At 45.5% G+C, this 16841-nt stretch carries 18 protein-coding genes and 1 tRNA gene; 6 read left to right on the top strand and 13 right to left on the bottom strand.

Annotated features, from left to right (window positions below):
* Positions 1-4: 4 nt before the first annotated feature.
* Complete coding sequence (locus tag DXN05_RS18820; RefSeq protein WP_116848833.1) at positions 5-670, bottom strand: carboxypeptidase-like regulatory domain-containing protein; 666 nt, start codon at positions 668-670, stop codon at positions 5-7.
* 18 nt (positions 671-688) lie between these two features.
* Positions 689-1729 carry a FecR family protein gene (locus DXN05_RS18825; RefSeq protein ID WP_116848834.1) on the bottom strand — a complete coding sequence of 347 codons (1041 nt, stop codon included), beginning with the start codon at positions 1727-1729 and terminating at the stop codon, positions 689-691.
* A gap of 175 nt (positions 1730-1904) precedes the next feature.
* Between DXN05_RS18825 and DXN05_RS18830 the strand changes: the two genes are divergently transcribed.
* A complete protein-coding gene (locus tag DXN05_RS18830; RefSeq protein WP_158559325.1) occupies positions 1905-2513 on the top strand; it encodes an RNA polymerase sigma-70 factor in 609 nt (202 codons plus the stop codon).
* Between the two features lie 15 nt (positions 2514-2528).
* On the opposite strand, the gene DXN05_RS18835 is transcribed toward DXN05_RS18830, so the two are convergent.
* The 11 genes from DXN05_RS18835 to DXN05_RS18885 all read right to left on the bottom strand — a co-directional run bounded on the left by DXN05_RS18835 (position 2529) and on the right by DXN05_RS18885 (position 11680).
* Positions 2529-2600, bottom strand: a tRNA-Arg gene (locus tag DXN05_RS18835).
* A 124-nt stretch (positions 2601-2724) separates the two neighbouring features.
* Positions 2725-3258, bottom strand: a complete 534-nt coding sequence (locus tag DXN05_RS18840; RefSeq protein ID WP_116848836.1) for a YceI family protein — start codon at positions 3256-3258, stop codon at positions 2725-2727.
* A 24-nt stretch (positions 3259-3282) separates the two neighbouring features.
* On the bottom strand, positions 3283-4497 hold the full coding sequence (locus tag DXN05_RS18845) for a lycopene cyclase family protein (protein WP_116848837.1): 1215 nt from the start codon (positions 4495-4497) through the stop codon (positions 3283-3285).
* 15 nt (positions 4498-4512) lie between these two features.
* On the bottom strand, positions 4513-4947 hold the full coding sequence (locus tag DXN05_RS18850; protein WP_245975247.1) for a sterol desaturase family protein: 435 nt from the start codon (positions 4945-4947) through the stop codon (positions 4513-4515).
* 44 nt (positions 4948-4991) lie between these two features.
* Positions 4992-5684 (bottom strand): carotenoid biosynthesis protein, encoded by a 693-nt coding sequence (locus DXN05_RS18855; protein ID WP_158559327.1) that lies wholly within the window; start codon positions 5682-5684, stop codon positions 4992-4994.
* 22 nt (positions 5685-5706) lie between these two features.
* Positions 5707-7191 carry a 1-hydroxycarotenoid 3,4-desaturase CrtD gene (crtD, locus tag DXN05_RS18860; protein ID WP_211330100.1) on the bottom strand — a complete coding sequence of 495 codons (1485 nt, stop codon included), beginning with the start codon at positions 7189-7191 and terminating at the stop codon, positions 5707-5709.
* An 8-nt stretch (positions 7192-7199) separates the two neighbouring features.
* A complete protein-coding gene (idi, locus tag DXN05_RS18865) occupies positions 7200-7730 on the bottom strand; it encodes an isopentenyl-diphosphate Delta-isomerase (protein WP_116848840.1) in 531 nt (176 codons plus the stop codon).
* Between the two features lie 31 nt (positions 7731-7761).
* Positions 7762-8598 carry a phytoene/squalene synthase family protein gene (locus DXN05_RS18870; RefSeq protein WP_116848841.1) on the bottom strand — a complete coding sequence of 279 codons (837 nt, stop codon included), beginning with the start codon at positions 8596-8598 and terminating at the stop codon, positions 7762-7764.
* Positions 8599-8649: 51 nt separating this feature from the next.
* Complete coding sequence (locus DXN05_RS18875; RefSeq protein ID WP_116848842.1) at positions 8650-10125, bottom strand: phytoene desaturase family protein; 1476 nt, start codon at positions 10123-10125, stop codon at positions 8650-8652.
* An 8-nt stretch (positions 10126-10133) separates the two neighbouring features.
* The gene (locus DXN05_RS18880) at positions 10134-10637 is read right to left on the bottom strand and encodes an RNA polymerase sigma factor (RefSeq protein ID WP_116848947.1); all 504 of its coding nucleotides are present in this window, start codon (positions 10635-10637) and stop codon (positions 10134-10136) included.
* Positions 10638-10801: 164 nt separating this feature from the next.
* Positions 10802-11680: a MerR family transcriptional regulator gene (locus DXN05_RS18885; protein WP_116848843.1), complete on the bottom strand. Its 879-nt coding sequence runs from the start codon at positions 11678-11680 to the stop codon at positions 10802-10804.
* 136 nt (positions 11681-11816) lie between these two features.
* Between DXN05_RS18885 and DXN05_RS18890 the strand changes: the two genes are divergently transcribed.
* The 5 genes from DXN05_RS18890 to DXN05_RS18910 are packed head-to-tail and all read left to right on the top strand — an operon-like array spanning position 11817 to position 16775.
* Positions 11817-12464: a hypothetical protein gene (locus DXN05_RS18890; protein ID WP_116848844.1), complete on the top strand. Its 648-nt coding sequence runs from the start codon at positions 11817-11819 to the stop codon at positions 12462-12464.
* Between the two features lie 10 nt (positions 12465-12474).
* A complete protein-coding gene (locus tag DXN05_RS18895) occupies positions 12475-13911 on the top strand; it encodes a flippase (RefSeq protein ID WP_116848845.1) in 1437 nt (478 codons plus the stop codon).
* Position 13912: 1 nt separating this feature from the next.
* Positions 13913-14842, top strand: coding sequence for a glycosyltransferase family 2 protein (locus tag DXN05_RS18900; protein ID WP_158559329.1), 930 nt, complete (start codon positions 13913-13915; stop codon positions 14840-14842).
* Positions 14843-14873: 31 nt separating this feature from the next.
* Positions 14874-15839: a class I SAM-dependent methyltransferase gene (locus tag DXN05_RS18905; protein WP_116848847.1), complete on the top strand. Its 966-nt coding sequence runs from the start codon at positions 14874-14876 to the stop codon at positions 15837-15839.
* Between the two features lie 12 nt (positions 15840-15851).
* Positions 15852-16775 carry a glycosyltransferase family 2 protein gene (locus DXN05_RS18910; RefSeq protein WP_116848848.1) on the top strand — a complete coding sequence of 308 codons (924 nt, stop codon included), beginning with the start codon at positions 15852-15854 and terminating at the stop codon, positions 16773-16775.
* Positions 16776-16841: the final 66 nt, after the last annotated feature.

The raw sequence follows: 16841 nt of genomic DNA on the forward strand, positions 1-16841 counted from the left end.
TCTATTACAAACAGGGGTGAGTGGCCTGATGCAAAGAAGCCGCACCGCGAATGCGGAAATCCATGCCCCTGCCCGGCTGTCCGCTGTTCTGCATAATTTCAACACCCGCAGCCTTGCCCTGCAGCTGCTGTGCAAACTGGCCTACAGGCATATCCTGCATGGAAGCAGCATCCAGCTGCACCACCGAACCGGTGATATTGCGCTTTTGCTGGCGACCATATGATACAATCACTTCTTCAAGGTTTTGATCACGGTCTTTCAGCGCTATATATAAAGATTCTTCTTTCGCGGCATGACTATAATCTTTTGTGATGCTTTGCGGTGCGTACCCTACATGTGAAATATCAAACGTACAGGGTGCAGCACCAGTCACATTGCTAAACGTAAATACGCCTGATGCATCTGTTACCGCATGCATGGTTTTGCGCAGGCTGCCATATTTAAGCATCACATCGGCCCCTTCTACTGCCTGGTGACGGGCATTTTCAATTAATCCGCGTACGGTAAAAACATGATTCTGTGCAAACAAACTGCCTGTGCCCGTAAGTATACACAGCAACAGTAAAAGAGATTGCTGCAGTTTTCTTTTGCTGAAAACAGTAAAAGAATTGCAATAAGGGATCTTCCCGGGCAAAGCTCCGCCCGGCTCCCGGTTTACGCGAGTTTTCATATATTGTATTGTGCTTGTTTAAGGATTTTTCTGCATCATAAATTCATTGCCTGCAGTATTGATAAAATGTACGTTGTGCAATACAGCAATCCGCTTCATCACCTGGCTCAGCGAATCTGATTTTACAATTACACCCGAAAAATGAATGTCCTGTATATCTTTTTTTCTGAATCGTATTACAGTATGATAACCGGATTCCAGTGCATGCAGCACACTATCCAATGGCGTTTGCTCAAATACATGCTCATAGCCGGTAGCGAAATAAGCTTTATTCTCTTCAATACCGGGCAGCGCAGTTTCCTCATCGGCTGTTTGTGTTACACGCACCACACCGGCTGTATTGTTTAAATTAAACGACTGCCCCGGTTTAAGATAAACATCGGCAAAGCCTTTACCCGGCGTAGTATGTTTAATTACCACCTTACCGGCATATAATGCTACCCGGATATTTTTGGCGGAATCGAATGCATTCACTGAAAACACAGTACCCAGTGCCGTGGTAGAAATACTGCCGCTGAATACAGTAAATAAATGACTGCTGTTCTGCGCTACTTTAAAATGTGCTTTTCCTTTCAGCAAAACGGTTCTGCCGGTTTTATTAAAGTCACTGCTGTACACCATTTCACTTTTTGCAGATAACTGAACTACCGATCCGTCTGCCAGTATGTATTCTTTTGCTTTTATCCCATTATTATACACGCGCTGTAAAACGGCAGTCTGCCCAACCGCATTACCTGCAACAGCATTTTCTGCCCCGGCCTGTTTATCATTATTCCGTACAAAAAGATAAATGCCTGCAGCTACGCAAACACAGGCAGCCACACGCACTGCGTATAAACGAAACAGTTTCGCCTTGCGCCTGCCATGTATTTTTTTGAGGATAGCCTGTAACAAAGAAGATTTGAAAGCAGCCGTTCCGGCATCATTACCAGCCTCACTTAATGCACCGGGCCCTGCGGTGTGTTTGGCGTACCAATCATCAAACAGCACCTGTTCTTCGGGTGATAATTTACCCGCCAGAAATTGATCCAGTAAATGCAGTAACTCTTTATTGCTCATATATCGCGTTGCTTCCGCTATATTATCACCGCGGCACAAAAAATCCCCTATTGCATTTCCTGAATTTTACGAGGCTTAACATTTAGGTAATATTGCCACCAATCACTTAACTATTCCTTAATACTGCAAAATATTTCCGGGCTTCTACCTTTGGCCGGTTAGAAAAATCCCCGCATTGAACAATACTGATTTTACTGTATTATGGGCAAACATCCTTAACGGGGATGAATTTGCATTTGAGCAGCTGTATGACCATATGGTGATACCCCTGCACAATGTTGCCTTTAAGATTGTGAAAGACGGGGAAACCGCAAGGGATATATTGCAGGATGTATTTGTAGACCTTTTTCTGGGCAAAGAAAAAGTTGCAGCAGATATTAACATTGCCGGTTACCTGCACAACATGGTTAAATACCGGTCACTTAACGCCCTGCGCAGCCAGCTGCGTGAAAAAACGCGGATGCAGGCGCTGCAACAGGCAATACCTGAAAGAGATGAGCAGCCGGAACCGGCGATACCTGCAGCACATGTGCAGCTGGAGCAGCTCGAAAACAATATTGCCTATCTGCCTGAAAAATGCAGGAAGGTATTTGAACTGAAATACTACAAGAACCTCAGCTACAAACAAATTTCCAGCGAACTGGGTATTTCTGTAAAAACGGTGGAAAATCATATCAGCAAGGCATTTGCCATTCTTCGCCACAAAGTAAGTGATGAACAATTGTTGTTTCTGCTGCTCACGCTCAATGCCGGCAGAATAGCTGTGAAGGCCTGGTTGCTTTAGCTACAACCTTTTTTGTGGTTCTGTCAGGAATCGAACCTGAATCAAAGGCTTCGGAGACCCTTATACTATCCATTGTACTACAGAACCTTTATAAACCGCCATTAGGGATGCAATGTCGTTTAGTTAAGCATGGTTGATATTTTTTACCCCAAAGAACGCAGCGGAAAAACCCACCAAGTTCACAAAGGAGGCATTAACTAAACGACATTGATTAGGGATTGGCATGTACTTTCAGCGCTATTTTCACATCATCAGACAGTACAAGACTGCTGCCACCAATGCCAAAGTCGCGGCGGTTGATAGTAAAATTGCCTTCAAACAAGTAACCTGCGCCCTCTTGTTTGGCAGTGAACGGGAAGCTGATGACCTTGGTAACACCTTTAACCGTAAGGTTCCCCGACACCTTGTAAGCATTGTCGGCTGCTGTTATTTCCACACTGGTAAAACTGATTACCGGGAATTTAGCCACGTCGAAGTATTCTTCCTTGCGCAGGTGGTTGTCGCGGGCTTCCACACCGGTATTGATCGTGTTCACATCTACCGTGATATTGAATGAAGCAGTGCTGAGGCTGGCTGGTGCCCATACAATACTGCCTTTTAAACCACCCAGCGAACCATGGGTATTGATGGCGAAGTTTTTTATCGTAAAGTCAATTGCCTCCTTTTCATCAGCCGGCTTTAAAGCCTGTGCATAAACACCATTTAAAGCCAGGAGCAATAGTAAAGTCCCTATAAACTGCTTCATATTTTCACTGTATAAATATCAAATTTAGCTATTCAGTGCAGGTTCGCTGAGGCTTTTTTTGCCAGCCTTTTTACCGGGCAGCCTCAATAACTGTTGCAAGGCAGCACGCATAAACACAAATGCAGGTAAACTCCGCATTACCTGCCATTCATCCCGCAGCGATGATTCATTGTCTAAAAACCGCAAGATCACCTGCACGGGATTCTGCTGAAACAATGTACCAAAGATAGCGCTGCCCTGCATTTGCTGTTTAACCAGTATGTGCAGCAGTGTAGCATCGTACATCCTGAAACGCCTGTACCAGAAGCTGTGCGGCACCTGCGGCTGTTTCCCCTGCTGCAAACGCTGAACAATAGCCGCAGTATGTTTTTGTATAAACCGGAAAGTATAACCGCTGCTGGCCTTGGTATCGCCACCGGCTGTGCCTATCAAAACCACTCTTTTACCGGGCGGCTGCGGCACAAAATCTGTCATGGGTATTACACCCTTTTCTTCTTCCACCACATGGTAGCCACACCCCGGCAAAAACGCGGTGAAATATTGCTGCAATGCTGCGTTGTAATCTGCATCGGCAAGTAAACTGCTGCTGAATTGCGTGTATTCAACCAATGCCTTGTTGGCGCTGAAAGGAAGTACGTAAACAAAGGCTGTTCCGGTTGCCTGGCTTACCCTGAAATCCATGAAAGTGGCGGATGCCGCATCAAACACAGGCTTATCGGTTTCCACCACCCAGCCTTTAAAATGCTGCAACAGGTAATGTGCACCCGCCTCTTTTGCCTGTTGCTGCAACGAAGTGCCGGGCAGTATACTGCTGAAAATATACCCGGCCGTATAGCTTATCCCTTCTACCTCTATCCATGCGTACTGCTGCCCGTTTCCCATGGCGGTAACAGTTCCCTGAATATGTGTGATGTTGTTTTGTGCACGCACATTACCCAGCACATAGTTGTAAAAGTCAATGCCCCGGATCATTTTGTAGCGGTAAGGATGCAGCTGGCAGTGTTTTGAAAACGCGCCGGTATGCACAGCAATAGCAGGCCAGGAATGCGCCACGATACTATCAAACAAACCTGCTTCCTGCTCCCAGAAACACCAGGTACGGTCGTTTGTGTTTTTATTTTGCTGATCAACCAGCAGGATGCTGGCCTTGCTGAAGAATGGATTTTGCATCATGCGCTGCAGCAGGCTTAACCCTGCACAACCGGCACCTGCAATAATATAATCGTAGTGTTGTTGCAATGAAACAAACGGGTATTATGTTTTTTGTGCGGCAATCTGCTCGTCACGTTTTACTTTGTTCCAGTATTTGCGTGCAACGATGAGCATGCCGAAACTTTCGCCTTCTTCTTTATCGAGGTGTTTGTGGTGCATTTTATGCGCCCAGCGGATGGCGCGTATGTAACGACTGTTACTTCTGCTGAACCATTTGATGCGCTGGTGAATGATTACTTCGTGCACAATGAAATAAGCCAGTCCATACATGGCCACCCCTGCCCCGATGCTTACCACCCACCACACCTGGTAAATAGAACCCAGCATAATACTGAGCCAGCTGGGTATGGCAAAAATTACAAAAAAGGCATCGTTCTTTTCTACAAAGCCGGGGCCTTTCTTATGATGATCTTCATGCAGGTGCCACAAAAAGCCATGCATCACGTATTTATGCGTGAGCCAGGTTATACCTTCCATAACACAGAAGGTGACCAGTGCAATTGCGATGTATAGCAGCATATTCATAAAAAAGTTCGTATCACGAGAAAAAACAAGGCTTCAATTATCAACAAATGTATAGCGAAATAGTTGTTGCAATTGACCCGCAGCCGCCTGAACAAAACCAGTAACAGCAGGCTTACCACCAGCCAGCTGCCGTAATTTAACATGGGTATCTCCCCATCAGCTGCCCAAGTCCAGAAGCCTAATTTTACCGCTGCGGGCTCCATCACCCAGTCGAACAACACAGCAAGCAACGCGCCGTCTGCAATCACAGACAGGGTTTGAATACGCTTCGGCAAAACGAGCCCGCTTGCGGCATAATACCGCGCCAGCCTGTGTTGCAATATTTCCATGGCTGTGCCGCAGCAATATACAATTACCAGCCAGTTTACCCCTATCAGCAGCGGCACGCCTTTGTATTGCAAACCCAGCACGGGTGTATAAACATACTGCCCGAAAAGCAGCCCGGTGTTAATACCCACTATCTCGGTTACCATACCTGTTACAAAAGCCAGTGCTGCAAACAACCAGAAACCTGCATGGCGCCTGTGATGCGTAAACAGCAGTAATATGGCCATCAGCCACAAATTCAGCGGTGTGTGCCGTATAAACCATGGCCTGGCGCTGGTAAACAGCCCAATAAGCCCGCTTATATGAAACAGCAGTGCAATGCCAAGAGCGATATTGTTGTTACGTTGGTGATTGCGGTTCAAGGATATGGGTTTAGCCATGTTATTATGTATCCAGTATTTTACCTGCTACAATGGCTGCGCTGCGCAGGCAAAGTGGGATACCGCCGCCCGGGTGCACGCTGCCGCCTGCAAAGTACAACCCTTTTATGCTGCGCGAAAAATTCGGATGCCGCAGAAATGCTGCCATGGGTGAATTGGAGCTGGTACCATACAACGATCCCATGTACGATGCTGTTTGTGCTTCGATGCCTGTGGGATCCATTACCTGTTCTTCTTCTATCAATGGCTCAATATCGGTTTGCAGCAACCGGTTCAGCTTCTGAATAACGTTTGCGCGGCATTGCTGTTTCACCTGTTCATGGCCTGCGTAATCACCGGCCGGCGCATTCACCATTACAAACCAGTTTTCCTTACCTGCCGGTGCATGCAAGCCCGGCTCACATTTGGCCGTGATGTTGACATACACGGTGGGGTCGCTATGTAATTGCCTGTGCTTGAAAATCGCTTCAAACTCTTCCCGGTAGCTATTGCTGAAAAAAATGTTGTGCAGTTGCAATGCAGGAAAACTTTTACCAATGCCCCAGTAAAAAATAAGCGCACTGCTGCTGCGTTCCTGTTTCAACAGGCGTTGCGCGGCAACTTCATTGCCCAGCAGGTATTTATAGGTGAAATAGGCATCTATATTACTGATGACAACAGGAGCGTAATAATGCCTGTTGCCCGCCGTTACACCTTGCACCCTGTTTTGCTGCTGTAGAATATGCTGCACCGGTGTGTTAAAATGAAAAACAACGCCTTTGACGCAGGCCAGCCTGTACAGCGCATTGGCAATGCTGATCATTCCTCCCTTTGGATAAAACACGCCTTCATTGTGTTCCAGATGGGGTATCATACGCAGCATAGCCGGCGCTTTGTAGGGATTACTGCCATTGTAGGTGGCAAAACGGTTAAACAACTGCACCACGCGTGCATCGTTAAAGCATTGGCTGTTTAACCGGTGTAAACTCTTCAACAAATAAGCCGGCCTGGCATGCCGTAAGGCTTCGCGTATGGGCGCATGCAGCCAGGTTTTACGGCTATGCAGCGAATGCTGCAGAAATATTTTGCCGGTGCTGTTGTATAACCCGGCAGCAGTATGCAGGTATTGTGTAACCGCTGTTGCAGGTTCACCTGTTTTTTGTGCGATCTCTTCAGCCAATAATTGAGCATTGGTAAAACCATCCAGCACTGTGCCGTCTTCATAAAAATACCGGCAGGCGATAGCCAGCGGTTCGTAAGAAAAATAATCCTGCATCGGTTCACCGGCCAATGCAAACAATGCAGCGATGTTGCCGGGTTCGGTAAACAGGCTTGGCCCTGTATCGAAGCTGTAGTTACCCAATTGCAGCTGTGACAGTTTACCACCGGGTGCCGCATTTTTCTCAAAAACTGTTACTGCGTAACCGGCCACGGCAAGGCGAATGGCACAAGCCATACCGGCAACACCTGCACCTATAACAATGGCATTCTGCTGCATAGGTGCTGTCATCACTTCAGTCAGGCTACTGCATTTTGCCTGGCTTCGCACCAGGCCAGTACTTTGGGAAAGGCGATATGAAACCACACAGTGTATTTGTGCGGATGGCTTTCAAGTGAAGCCTGTATATCGTATATATTCTTGAAGCAGTAATCACTTACCTCGGTGCGCTCTGGGGAGATGCTGCCATTGTGATAACCTGCAAATACATGATCAAATTCGTATTCGGTTAGCCCGTTGTCGAAACCTGCCTTGTAGGTAAATTCGAAAATTTTGCCAAGCGGCGTTTCAAATCCCAGTTCTTCGCGCAGCCTGCGTTGTGCGCCTGCAAGGGTATCTTCGCCCGGCCTGGGATGACTGCAGCAGGCATTGGTCCATAACCCGCCGCTGTGGTACTTGTTCAGCGCTCTTTGCTGTAACAGCATTTCTCCTTTATCATTAAATACAAAAACGCTGAAGGCCCTGTGCAGCAAGGCTTGCTGGTGTGCGGCCATTTTTTCCATCACACCAACGGGCTCGTCATTTTCGTTTACAAGTATCACTTCTTCCATATAATAAATATAACGTATTCGGGCCGTATTTTTATAACAATTTCAGTTGGCTGCGAACACCTGCTTTGGCCAGAATAAAAGCTTTTCCATAGGCCGGAATACGTACACGCTGTTCCATAATGTGCTGCGGATGAAGTCTTTTTATTTTCCTGAATAACGACAGGTAGTACTTGTAAGCAACATACACGCCAAAACGCGCTTTCATAGGCAATTTCAGTATGCCTTTGTATGCTTCATCAAAATTATGCTGTATATCGGCTTCAATAGCCTGCTTGTCTGTTGCTGAAAATGCATTGAAATCACAACCGGGAAAATAGGTTCTGTTCAGCTGCTGGTAATCTGCCTTTATATCGCGCAGGAAATTGACTTTCTGAAAGGCGGCACCCAGACTTTGTGCATATGGCTTAAGCTGGTTAAACAACACAGCATTGCCTTCGCAGAACACCTGCAGGCACATTAACCCTACAACTTCGGCACTGCCGTAAATATATTCTTCGTATCCCTGCCGGTTGTAAACGTTATTGGTGAGATCCTGCTCCATGCTGGTAAAAAAAGCGGTAACCAGTTGCCTGCTGATATGGTATTTATGAACCGTTAACTGGAAGCTGTGCAAAATGGGGTTTAAGCTAATGCCCCGTTCAATGGCAGTAAAGGTTTCATGTTTAAATTCTGCAAGCAGCGCGGCTTTATCGTACTGGTGAAAGGTGTCAACTATTTCATCGGCAAACCGCACCAAACCGTAAATGTCATAAATAGCCCCACGCAGGTCTTTGTGCAGCAGCCGTATGGCCGATGCGAAAGATGTGCTGTAGTTTTCGGTGGTAATGCGGCTGCAGGCACGGCTAACAGTATGAAACAGCTGTATCATGAAGCTTTAGCAGGTTCTGTATGATGATAACAATGATTCGTTTTCGTTTGATCAGCGCCCATACACTTTTAGCACTTCTTTGGCTACCACTTCCCCGCTGATTAAGCTGGGCGGCACTCCCGGACCGGGCACTGTTAGCTGACCTGTATAAAAAAGGTTGGAGATTTTTTTACTGCGGCAACGCGGTTTCAATATCGCGGTTTGCAGCAGGGTATTGGCCAAACCGTAAGCGTTTCCTTTAAAAGCATGATACGCTTCCACAAAATCGGTGTATGCAAAAGAACGCTTGTAAATAATGTTGCCGCGTATGCTTTGCCCGGTATGCTGTTCAAAACGCGCTGCAATTTTATCAAAATACCTGTCGCGCAATGCTGTTGTATCGCCCTGCAGCCCTGCCGCTACCGGCACCAGGAAGAACAGGTTTTCACATCCACCGGGTGCAACACCGGCATCTGTAACCGATGTTGTGCTTACATAAAACAACGGGTTACTGGGCCATTGCGGGTTGGTATAAATCTCCTTTCCATGAATTTCAAACGAAGTATCAAAAAAAAGTGAATGGTGCAATACATTGTTTAATTTTTTATTCAAACCAATGTAATACAATAAACAACCGGGCGCCATTACACGGCTATTCCAGTATGCATCGCTGTAACTGCGCTGGTGTGGCGGCAACAATGCTGTTTCCATATGATGATAATCAGCTGCGCCTATTACCGCATCTGCAGTATATATGTTTTGTGCTGTAACCACACCGGTAACCTTGTTGCCTGTTGTTTGTAATTGCTGCACCGCTTCATTAAAACGGAATTGTACGCCCAGTTCAAGTGCCAGGCTGTACATGGCCTGCACTACCTGGTACATACCACCCTGCGGGTACCAGGTGCCCCCTTTAATATCAGCATAGTTCATGAGACTGTACAATGCAGGAATTTTTTCGGGCAAGGCGCCTAGAAATAATACCGGGAATTCCATGAGTTGCTGCAGCGCCTCAGTTTTAAAAAAACGGGCTACGTGTTTTTTCATGGAACCCAGTATATCGAGCTTAAACAAATCGATGAGCAGCGCAGGGTCAGCAAATTCAGTTACAGAAAGCCCGGGCTTGTACACCAGCTGCTGCATGCCTTTCCGGTATTTGTAGGCAGCTTCTTTTAAAAACTGTTGTAACCTCGCGGCACTGCCTGGCTCTGTTTCTTCAAAAAGGGTTTCCAAAGCGGTATAATCAGCAGGAATATCGGTGTAATGATGAGAACGGTAAACGCGGTAAGAGGGATCGAGCCGTTGAAGGGTATAATAGTCAGCAGTTGTTTTGCCAAACTGTGCAAAAAAGCGGTCAAATACATCGGGCATCCAGTACCAGCTGGGGCCCATATCAAATGTAAAACCATCAGCAACCAGTTGCCTGGCACGGCCCCCGGGCATCGCATTCTTTTCCAGAACAGTCACATCCCACCCTGCTTTGGCCATAAAGCAGGCGGCAGACAAACCGGCAAAACCGCTGCCGGTTACGATGAGTTTTTTATGCAATGGTAATACTAATAGCGCTGTATATAACTTTTAAGCAGTTTACGCGCAAAGTGTATCCTGCTCTTGATAGTGCCCAGCGGCTCCTGCAGCATGTCGGCAATTTCGTGGTATTTATAACCGTCGAAGTATAAAAGGAATGGATTCTTAAAAATTTCCGGCAGGTGAAAAATAGCCTGCTGCACTTCTTTCATGTTCAGGTTGCTTACCGCTGCATTGGTGGTTGTGGGCTGGCGGTAATTAAGCAGAAAATCGTTGGGAGAGTTATCAAAAATCACGTTCTGCTTGGATTTGCGCCTGTAATTATTGATAAAGATGTTACGCATGATGGTGTATAACCAGGCTTTGATATTGGTACCCACATTGTACTTGTCTTTATTGGCAAGGGCTCTGAAGAGGGTTTCCTGGAACAGGTCTTTAGCCGATTCCGTATCTCTGGTAAGTGTAATGGCGAATGGTTTCAGGAATTCGGCATTGCTCATCAGCATCTGGTTAAATTCAAGCGTAGCGGACATGTTTTTGCGTTTAAGTGTGCGTATACCAAATTTAAACAAAATCATTGCCAAAGTCAAGTGCTGTATTCAATTGTACATCAGGAACAATAAAACAGGCAGCACCGGCCTGCGGGGTGCTTAAAATCACTGCAAATGTCAGACCTATGTATGTACGCATATGCCGTCTAAAGCGTTGCTATGTACTCCATTACCTCGCTCAATGTTTTTTTGAAATGCACATGGGCGGGTATCTGTTTTTTGTAGAGGTGGGTAATTTGCCCGGATATAAAAATCTGTGTGTCGGGCAGCCGGGTGCTGATTTGATGTAAAAAACGCTCAAAATTAAAACTGAGCGAGGTAGAGGTGAGATGGCTGTATATAAAGTCGGGCTGCTTCAGTTTAACTACGTATTCCACATCGGGCATGGGGACGTTGGCACCGATATAAATTACCTTAATCCCCCTGCTTTTCATTAAATAATACATGAATAAAATGCCCAATTCGTGATGCTCGTTTTCGGGCAGGAACAGCAGGGCTGTTTTGTTGGTTTGCATGTGACTTACCGTGCTTTCAATGCCAACGATGAGCTTTTGCCGTATTAAATTGGTCACCAGGTGCTCCTGTGCGGGGTTAATATGGTTGGTGAGCCACAGAATGCCAATACGCTCGAGAAAGGGGAAAATGATGTGAATGATGGCCTTTTCTATCCCGCGCGCCATGATATAATGGTCGATGATAAATTCGAATTTTTCAATATCCAGGTCTACCATTCCCTGGATTAATTCATTGATAATTCTTTCCTGCTGGGCCTGGCCATGGGAAAGAGAGAGAATTTTTTCCCTTATTTCGTCAGGCCCCATCTTGTCAATATGGGAAATTTTATACCCATATTTATTCAATAGCGCGATATTGAGAATGGTTTTTAATTCGTCATTACTATAATAACGTATGTTAGTGTCGGTTCGTTTAGGTTTCAGAAAAGAATAACGCTGCTCCCATATACGGATGGTGTGGGCCCGTATACCAGACAGGTTTTCCAGATCCTTTATGGTAAAAGCGTTCATACCTAAGCAACAGTTAGTTAAACAAATTGTTTGAAGCAAAACTAGGTTTCATATTTGCATGATAAGTTTCATTCATTTTTTTATAGCTATTTAATTGCAAGGATTTAAAGTATTTTCGCTAGTAACAACCGTCACTATGAATATGAGGATCTTTACCTTCTATTGCTGCCTGCTGTTAATCTTCTCCTGCACCGGAGGACTAACTAAAAACACCATAGTATACCAAAACGACTTTGAACAGGGTAAAGGAATTGGTATAGAGCTCCAGAATTATGATGGCAGCATGTTCAGAACAGAAGACAAAGTATTTACGTTTAACGGATCGAAAGTGCTTGGCCGGATGAATAATACTGCATTAACATTAAATCTAAAGCAGCTGCCGGAACATACTTACCTGCGAATTATGTTCGACCTGTACATACACGACCGGTGGGAAGGCAATACTGTACCCAATAGTGCAGGTTCTGATATCTGGAATCTCAAGGGAGAAGGTAATTATATAATAAGCACCACTTTTTCCAATGTTGACCACCTGAACCAGGCTTTCCCGTACTATTTTGGCAGTGGAGTTAGCCCTGCACGTGGCGGTTCGCAGGATACGCTGTTCCCGGGCGTTTGCGCTTCCCAGACATTACCCAATGGCACCACCTTATATAAAATGCAGTATACCATTACACATTCTGCTGCTACTTTCACCCTTAGTTGCAACGATGCCCTGCAAGGCAGCCTCTGCGATAAAAGCTGGTCGATTGATAACTTGGTGATTTCTGTTTTGAACAACTAGTAAACCTATTATGGCTGACCCTGTCAAGAAGAATTATATTTATAATCTTATCCTTTCGCTGGTTAATATTCTTTTCCCGATAGTAACTTTTCCTTATGCGTCGCATCTTTTGGGCCCGGAAGGCATTGGTAAAGTACAGTTTGTAAGCTCTTTTGCCCAGTATTTTTCAATGATAGCTGCCCTGGGCATCCCGATTTATGGCGTAAAGGAAATTGCCGCCACCCGCAGTCAGCCACATAAAATGCAAATCGTGTATTCAGAGCTTACACTGGTTTATTTTATTGCCAGCATAATATGCACCCTGCTTTACTTCATCATCATCTACAGCTTTCCCTATTTTAAAAACGATTTACACCTGTATCAATACGCCGTGCTTATTATTATTCTGGCTTTTACGGCGGCAGACTGGTATTATTCGGGCATCGAAGAGTTCCGGGCTATTACTTTACGGTCGGCTTTTATAAAACTGCTTTCGCTTATCGCATTGTTCCTGTTTGTGAAAACGCCTGCTGATTACTTTAATTACCTGCTTATTACTATCTTTTCAATTGTAGGCAACAACATCATTAGCTTTTTCTATACATTCAGAAGCGTTTCCTTTACCACCCACAACCTGTACCCGCTGCGGCATTTAAAGCTGCTGCTGTATATTTTCAGCACCACAGCCGCTGCCAGCCTGTACACGGTGTGGGATACTGTATTATTGGGGTTTTTGTCAGATGATACTGCCGTTGGTTTGTATACAGCTGCTGTTAAGCTGGCCAAAATAACATTGTACTTTGTTACTTCGCTCGGTGTGGTGCTGATACCTAAAATCAGTTTGCATTTTGCGCAGCATAATATGAACGAAGTGCAAAAGCTCCTGAACAAGTCGTTTAACTTCGTTATTTTTTTTTCGATCCCCATCCTGGCAGGACTGGTGTTGCTGGCTCCTGAATTCCTGGTTGTATTTTCCGGGCGCCGCTTTCTGCCGGCCACCTTTGCCATGCAATTGCTATCACCGCTTCCTGTTTTTATTGGGTTGGGCCATTTATTCCTTTTCCAGATATTAATACCGGGCAATAAAAGCAAGGAAATGATTGTTGCAGTGCTGGGTGGTGTTGCGGTAAGCATAGGTGCCAACTTTTTACTGGTACCGCATTTCAGGGAAACAGGCGGCGCCATTGCCAATGTGCTGGCCGAATGCATGGTAACCTGGCTTTACTGGCGCGCTGTAAAAAAACACTACACTTTTACCTACAACTGGATACTATTGCTTAAAGCAGCAGCATGCTGTATCCCTTTCATTGCTGTAACCTGGGGTGTTCACCTGCTTCATTTGTCCCCGGTACAGGTATTGCTTGTTACTGTAGCCATGTGCGCCATAATTTATGGCCTGCTGCAAATGGTGCTGTTTAGAAACGAACTGGTAGTGCAGGCGTTTACGTATGTTTACAAAAAATTCTGATTTGTTGACTGCCGCAGCTAACACCATACCCATACAAGGCATATCTGTTGTGATGGCGACCTGTAATGGCGCCACCTACCTGCGGCAACAGCTAGATTCCATACTGGCGCAAACCCTGCAGCCGGCAGAAATTATTGTATACGATGACAGCTCTACCGATGAAACCCTGCAGATACTCGAAACCTACCGCGAACAAGGGTTGCTGCAATATTTTACAAATACGGTAAGACTGGGGGTTATCGGTAATTTCCAGCGTGCTGCGGCGGCAGCAAAACCCAACAATTATATCGCTTTTGCCGACCAGGATGATATATGGCTGCCTGATAAACTTGAAAAAGCCCTGCACGCCATGCCTGCCAATAATCTGCAGCCATGCCTGGTATACAGCAACCTGTTGCTGATAGATGCTGAAGGCAAACAATTGCCGGGTACTGCCTGGGAAGTGTTTGGCTATCATAAATACCGCCACTGCCTGCATACATTCTTATTTGCTAATTTCGTTTTCGGTTGCACCACATTAATAAATTCAACTATGCGTGAATTCCTGATGGAAATGCCCTATAAAGGCAAACTCAATCACGATGCCTGGCTGGCGCTGACCGCCTTCAGCCTGGGAAATGCAATAGGTATAACAGAGCCACTAATAGCCTACCGAAAACACGCCAGCAATGTTACTTTTGACAACTCGCAAAAGAAAAGCATGATTGCACGCATTGGCCGCAACATCAGATGGTTACTGGGCACTAACGACCCGTTGAAAGAATATATTTCCATGGTAACGCTTTTTTATAATACCTATCAAAAACAGTTACCCCCGCATGTTCAGCGCGTATTACGCCGTTACCTGAAACTAAACGGCAAACCGTTTATCGTAAAGCGTATTGCACTGGAATTCTTTTTTGCCGGCAAATGGCAGGGAAGATGGCGCTAAAACTATTACCGTATTGAAAAATAACCTATAAATGTCGTATTTAGCATTTGAGCCTTTTGTGATGTGTGTGGTGTGTAAAAGCAGTTTAACTTCTGCAGCTTCTTTTTTTCAATGTGTAAACCCGGCTTGCGGATGCAGGTACCCTGTGGTAAATGGCGTGCCTGTACTGATCAATCCCGCCAGTGAAACATTTCAGCAAACAGATTTCCTGAGCGGCGAAGCACCGGATATTTTTTTTAAAGCATACAAAAGTCCGCTCCGGAAATTCCTGAAAAAAGTACAGCCCGATATTACCCTTAACCGGGCAAGCAAAAAAAACTACAGTCTCCTTGCCGCTTCACTTAAACATAAAACCGAAGTACGCATACTGATAGTGGGTGGCAGCATCGACGGCAATGGTATTCAGTTCCTGAAAAACGAACTTGGCAAGGATACCGTACTTGTTGAATCGGATGTAGCGCATGGCCCCAATACCAATGTTATACTGGATGCCCACAATATTCCTTTTAAAGAAAACACATTCGACCTGGTAATAGCACAGGCCGTTCTGGAGCATGTGTTAGACCCATTTTTGTGTGTTAAAGAAATTTACAGGGTATTGAAACCCGGTGGACAGGTGTATGCCGAAACGCCTTTTATGCAACAGGTGCATGGCGGGCAGTACGATTTTCACCGGTTCACCTTTTTGGGACATCGCAGGCTTTTCAGGCATTTCAAACAATCCGGCGCGGGGCTGGTAGCCGGTGCAGGCTCTGCGGCCGCATGGTCGCTGCGCTATTTTATCACCAGCTTCGCCCCTACCAAAACCGTAGACAAGGCAATGAGCTACGGTGTAAATTTCCTGGTATTCTGGCTGAAATATTTTGATTATATCCTGGGCCAGTCCAAAGGCTCGTATGATGCAGCATGCGCATATTATTTTCTTGGCACAAAAGAAGAAGGTTATACGCTAAGTGATAAAGAATTGCTTTTGCTGTACAAAGGCTTCAGGTATTAATTCATAACCGGCATGCAGCAAAAAGTAGCTATCATACTCGTAAACTGGAATGGATTTGCTTATACCAGCAACTGCATTGCATCTTTACGCAACCTGACGTACCGCGCATTCGATATTATTGTAGTAGACAATGCTTCGCCCGATGGTTCGGGCAGGCAGCTAAAAGAAGCCCACCAGGATATTATTTTGCTGCAATCGGCCACTAATACCGGTTTTTCGGGCGGCAATAATATCGGCATCCGTTATTCGCTGGCTCATCAATATACCCATACGCTTTTACTAAACAACGATACCCTTGCCGAACCAGGCTTTTTATCTGCCCTGATGAATTACTTGAACAGCCATCCCGGTACCGGTGCAGTTCAGCCGCTCATTTATTTTAACCACAACCGCAGCCTGGTATGGAATGGCGGCTCGTATTTTAACAAGATATGGGGTTATACCTCTGTGCCCGGCCATAACAAACCTGTGCAGGCTGTGCATCTGCAAACAAAGCAGGTACACTGGATTACCGGTTGCGCGCTGCTGATTCGCAATACTGTTTTACAGCAAACCGGTTTGCTGGCCGGCAATATGTTTATGTACAGCGAAGATGTGGATTTTTCTTTCAGGATACGGAAACTGGGTTACCAGCTTGCCTATGTGCCCAACGCAGTAATTTACCATATCGCCGGCATGTCTAACAAAAAGGAAAAGAAAGATGCAGAAGGTTTTATCAATGCATCTGTACACTATTATAACCAGCGCAACCGCATCTGGATACTGAAAAAGTATGTGCCGCTGCCATTTGCGCCCACTGCACTGCTGTTTAATTTTTTTTACATAACAGGTGTAATGAGCTATTTTGTGGCTCGTTTTCGTTTCGCCAAATTGCGTGCAACCTGCCGTGCAGTCAAAGACGGGCTGCTGTATGGCATAAAATATACTAATGACTAAGACAGAGACACGATAACCAACATCTTACAATGTTCCTGATTTTTCCAGTAATATATGTGTCGTTAT

This window comes from Deminuibacter soli (assembly GCF_003412455.1).
Lineage (GTDB): Bacteria > Bacteroidota > Bacteroidia > Chitinophagales > Chitinophagaceae > Deminuibacter > Deminuibacter soli.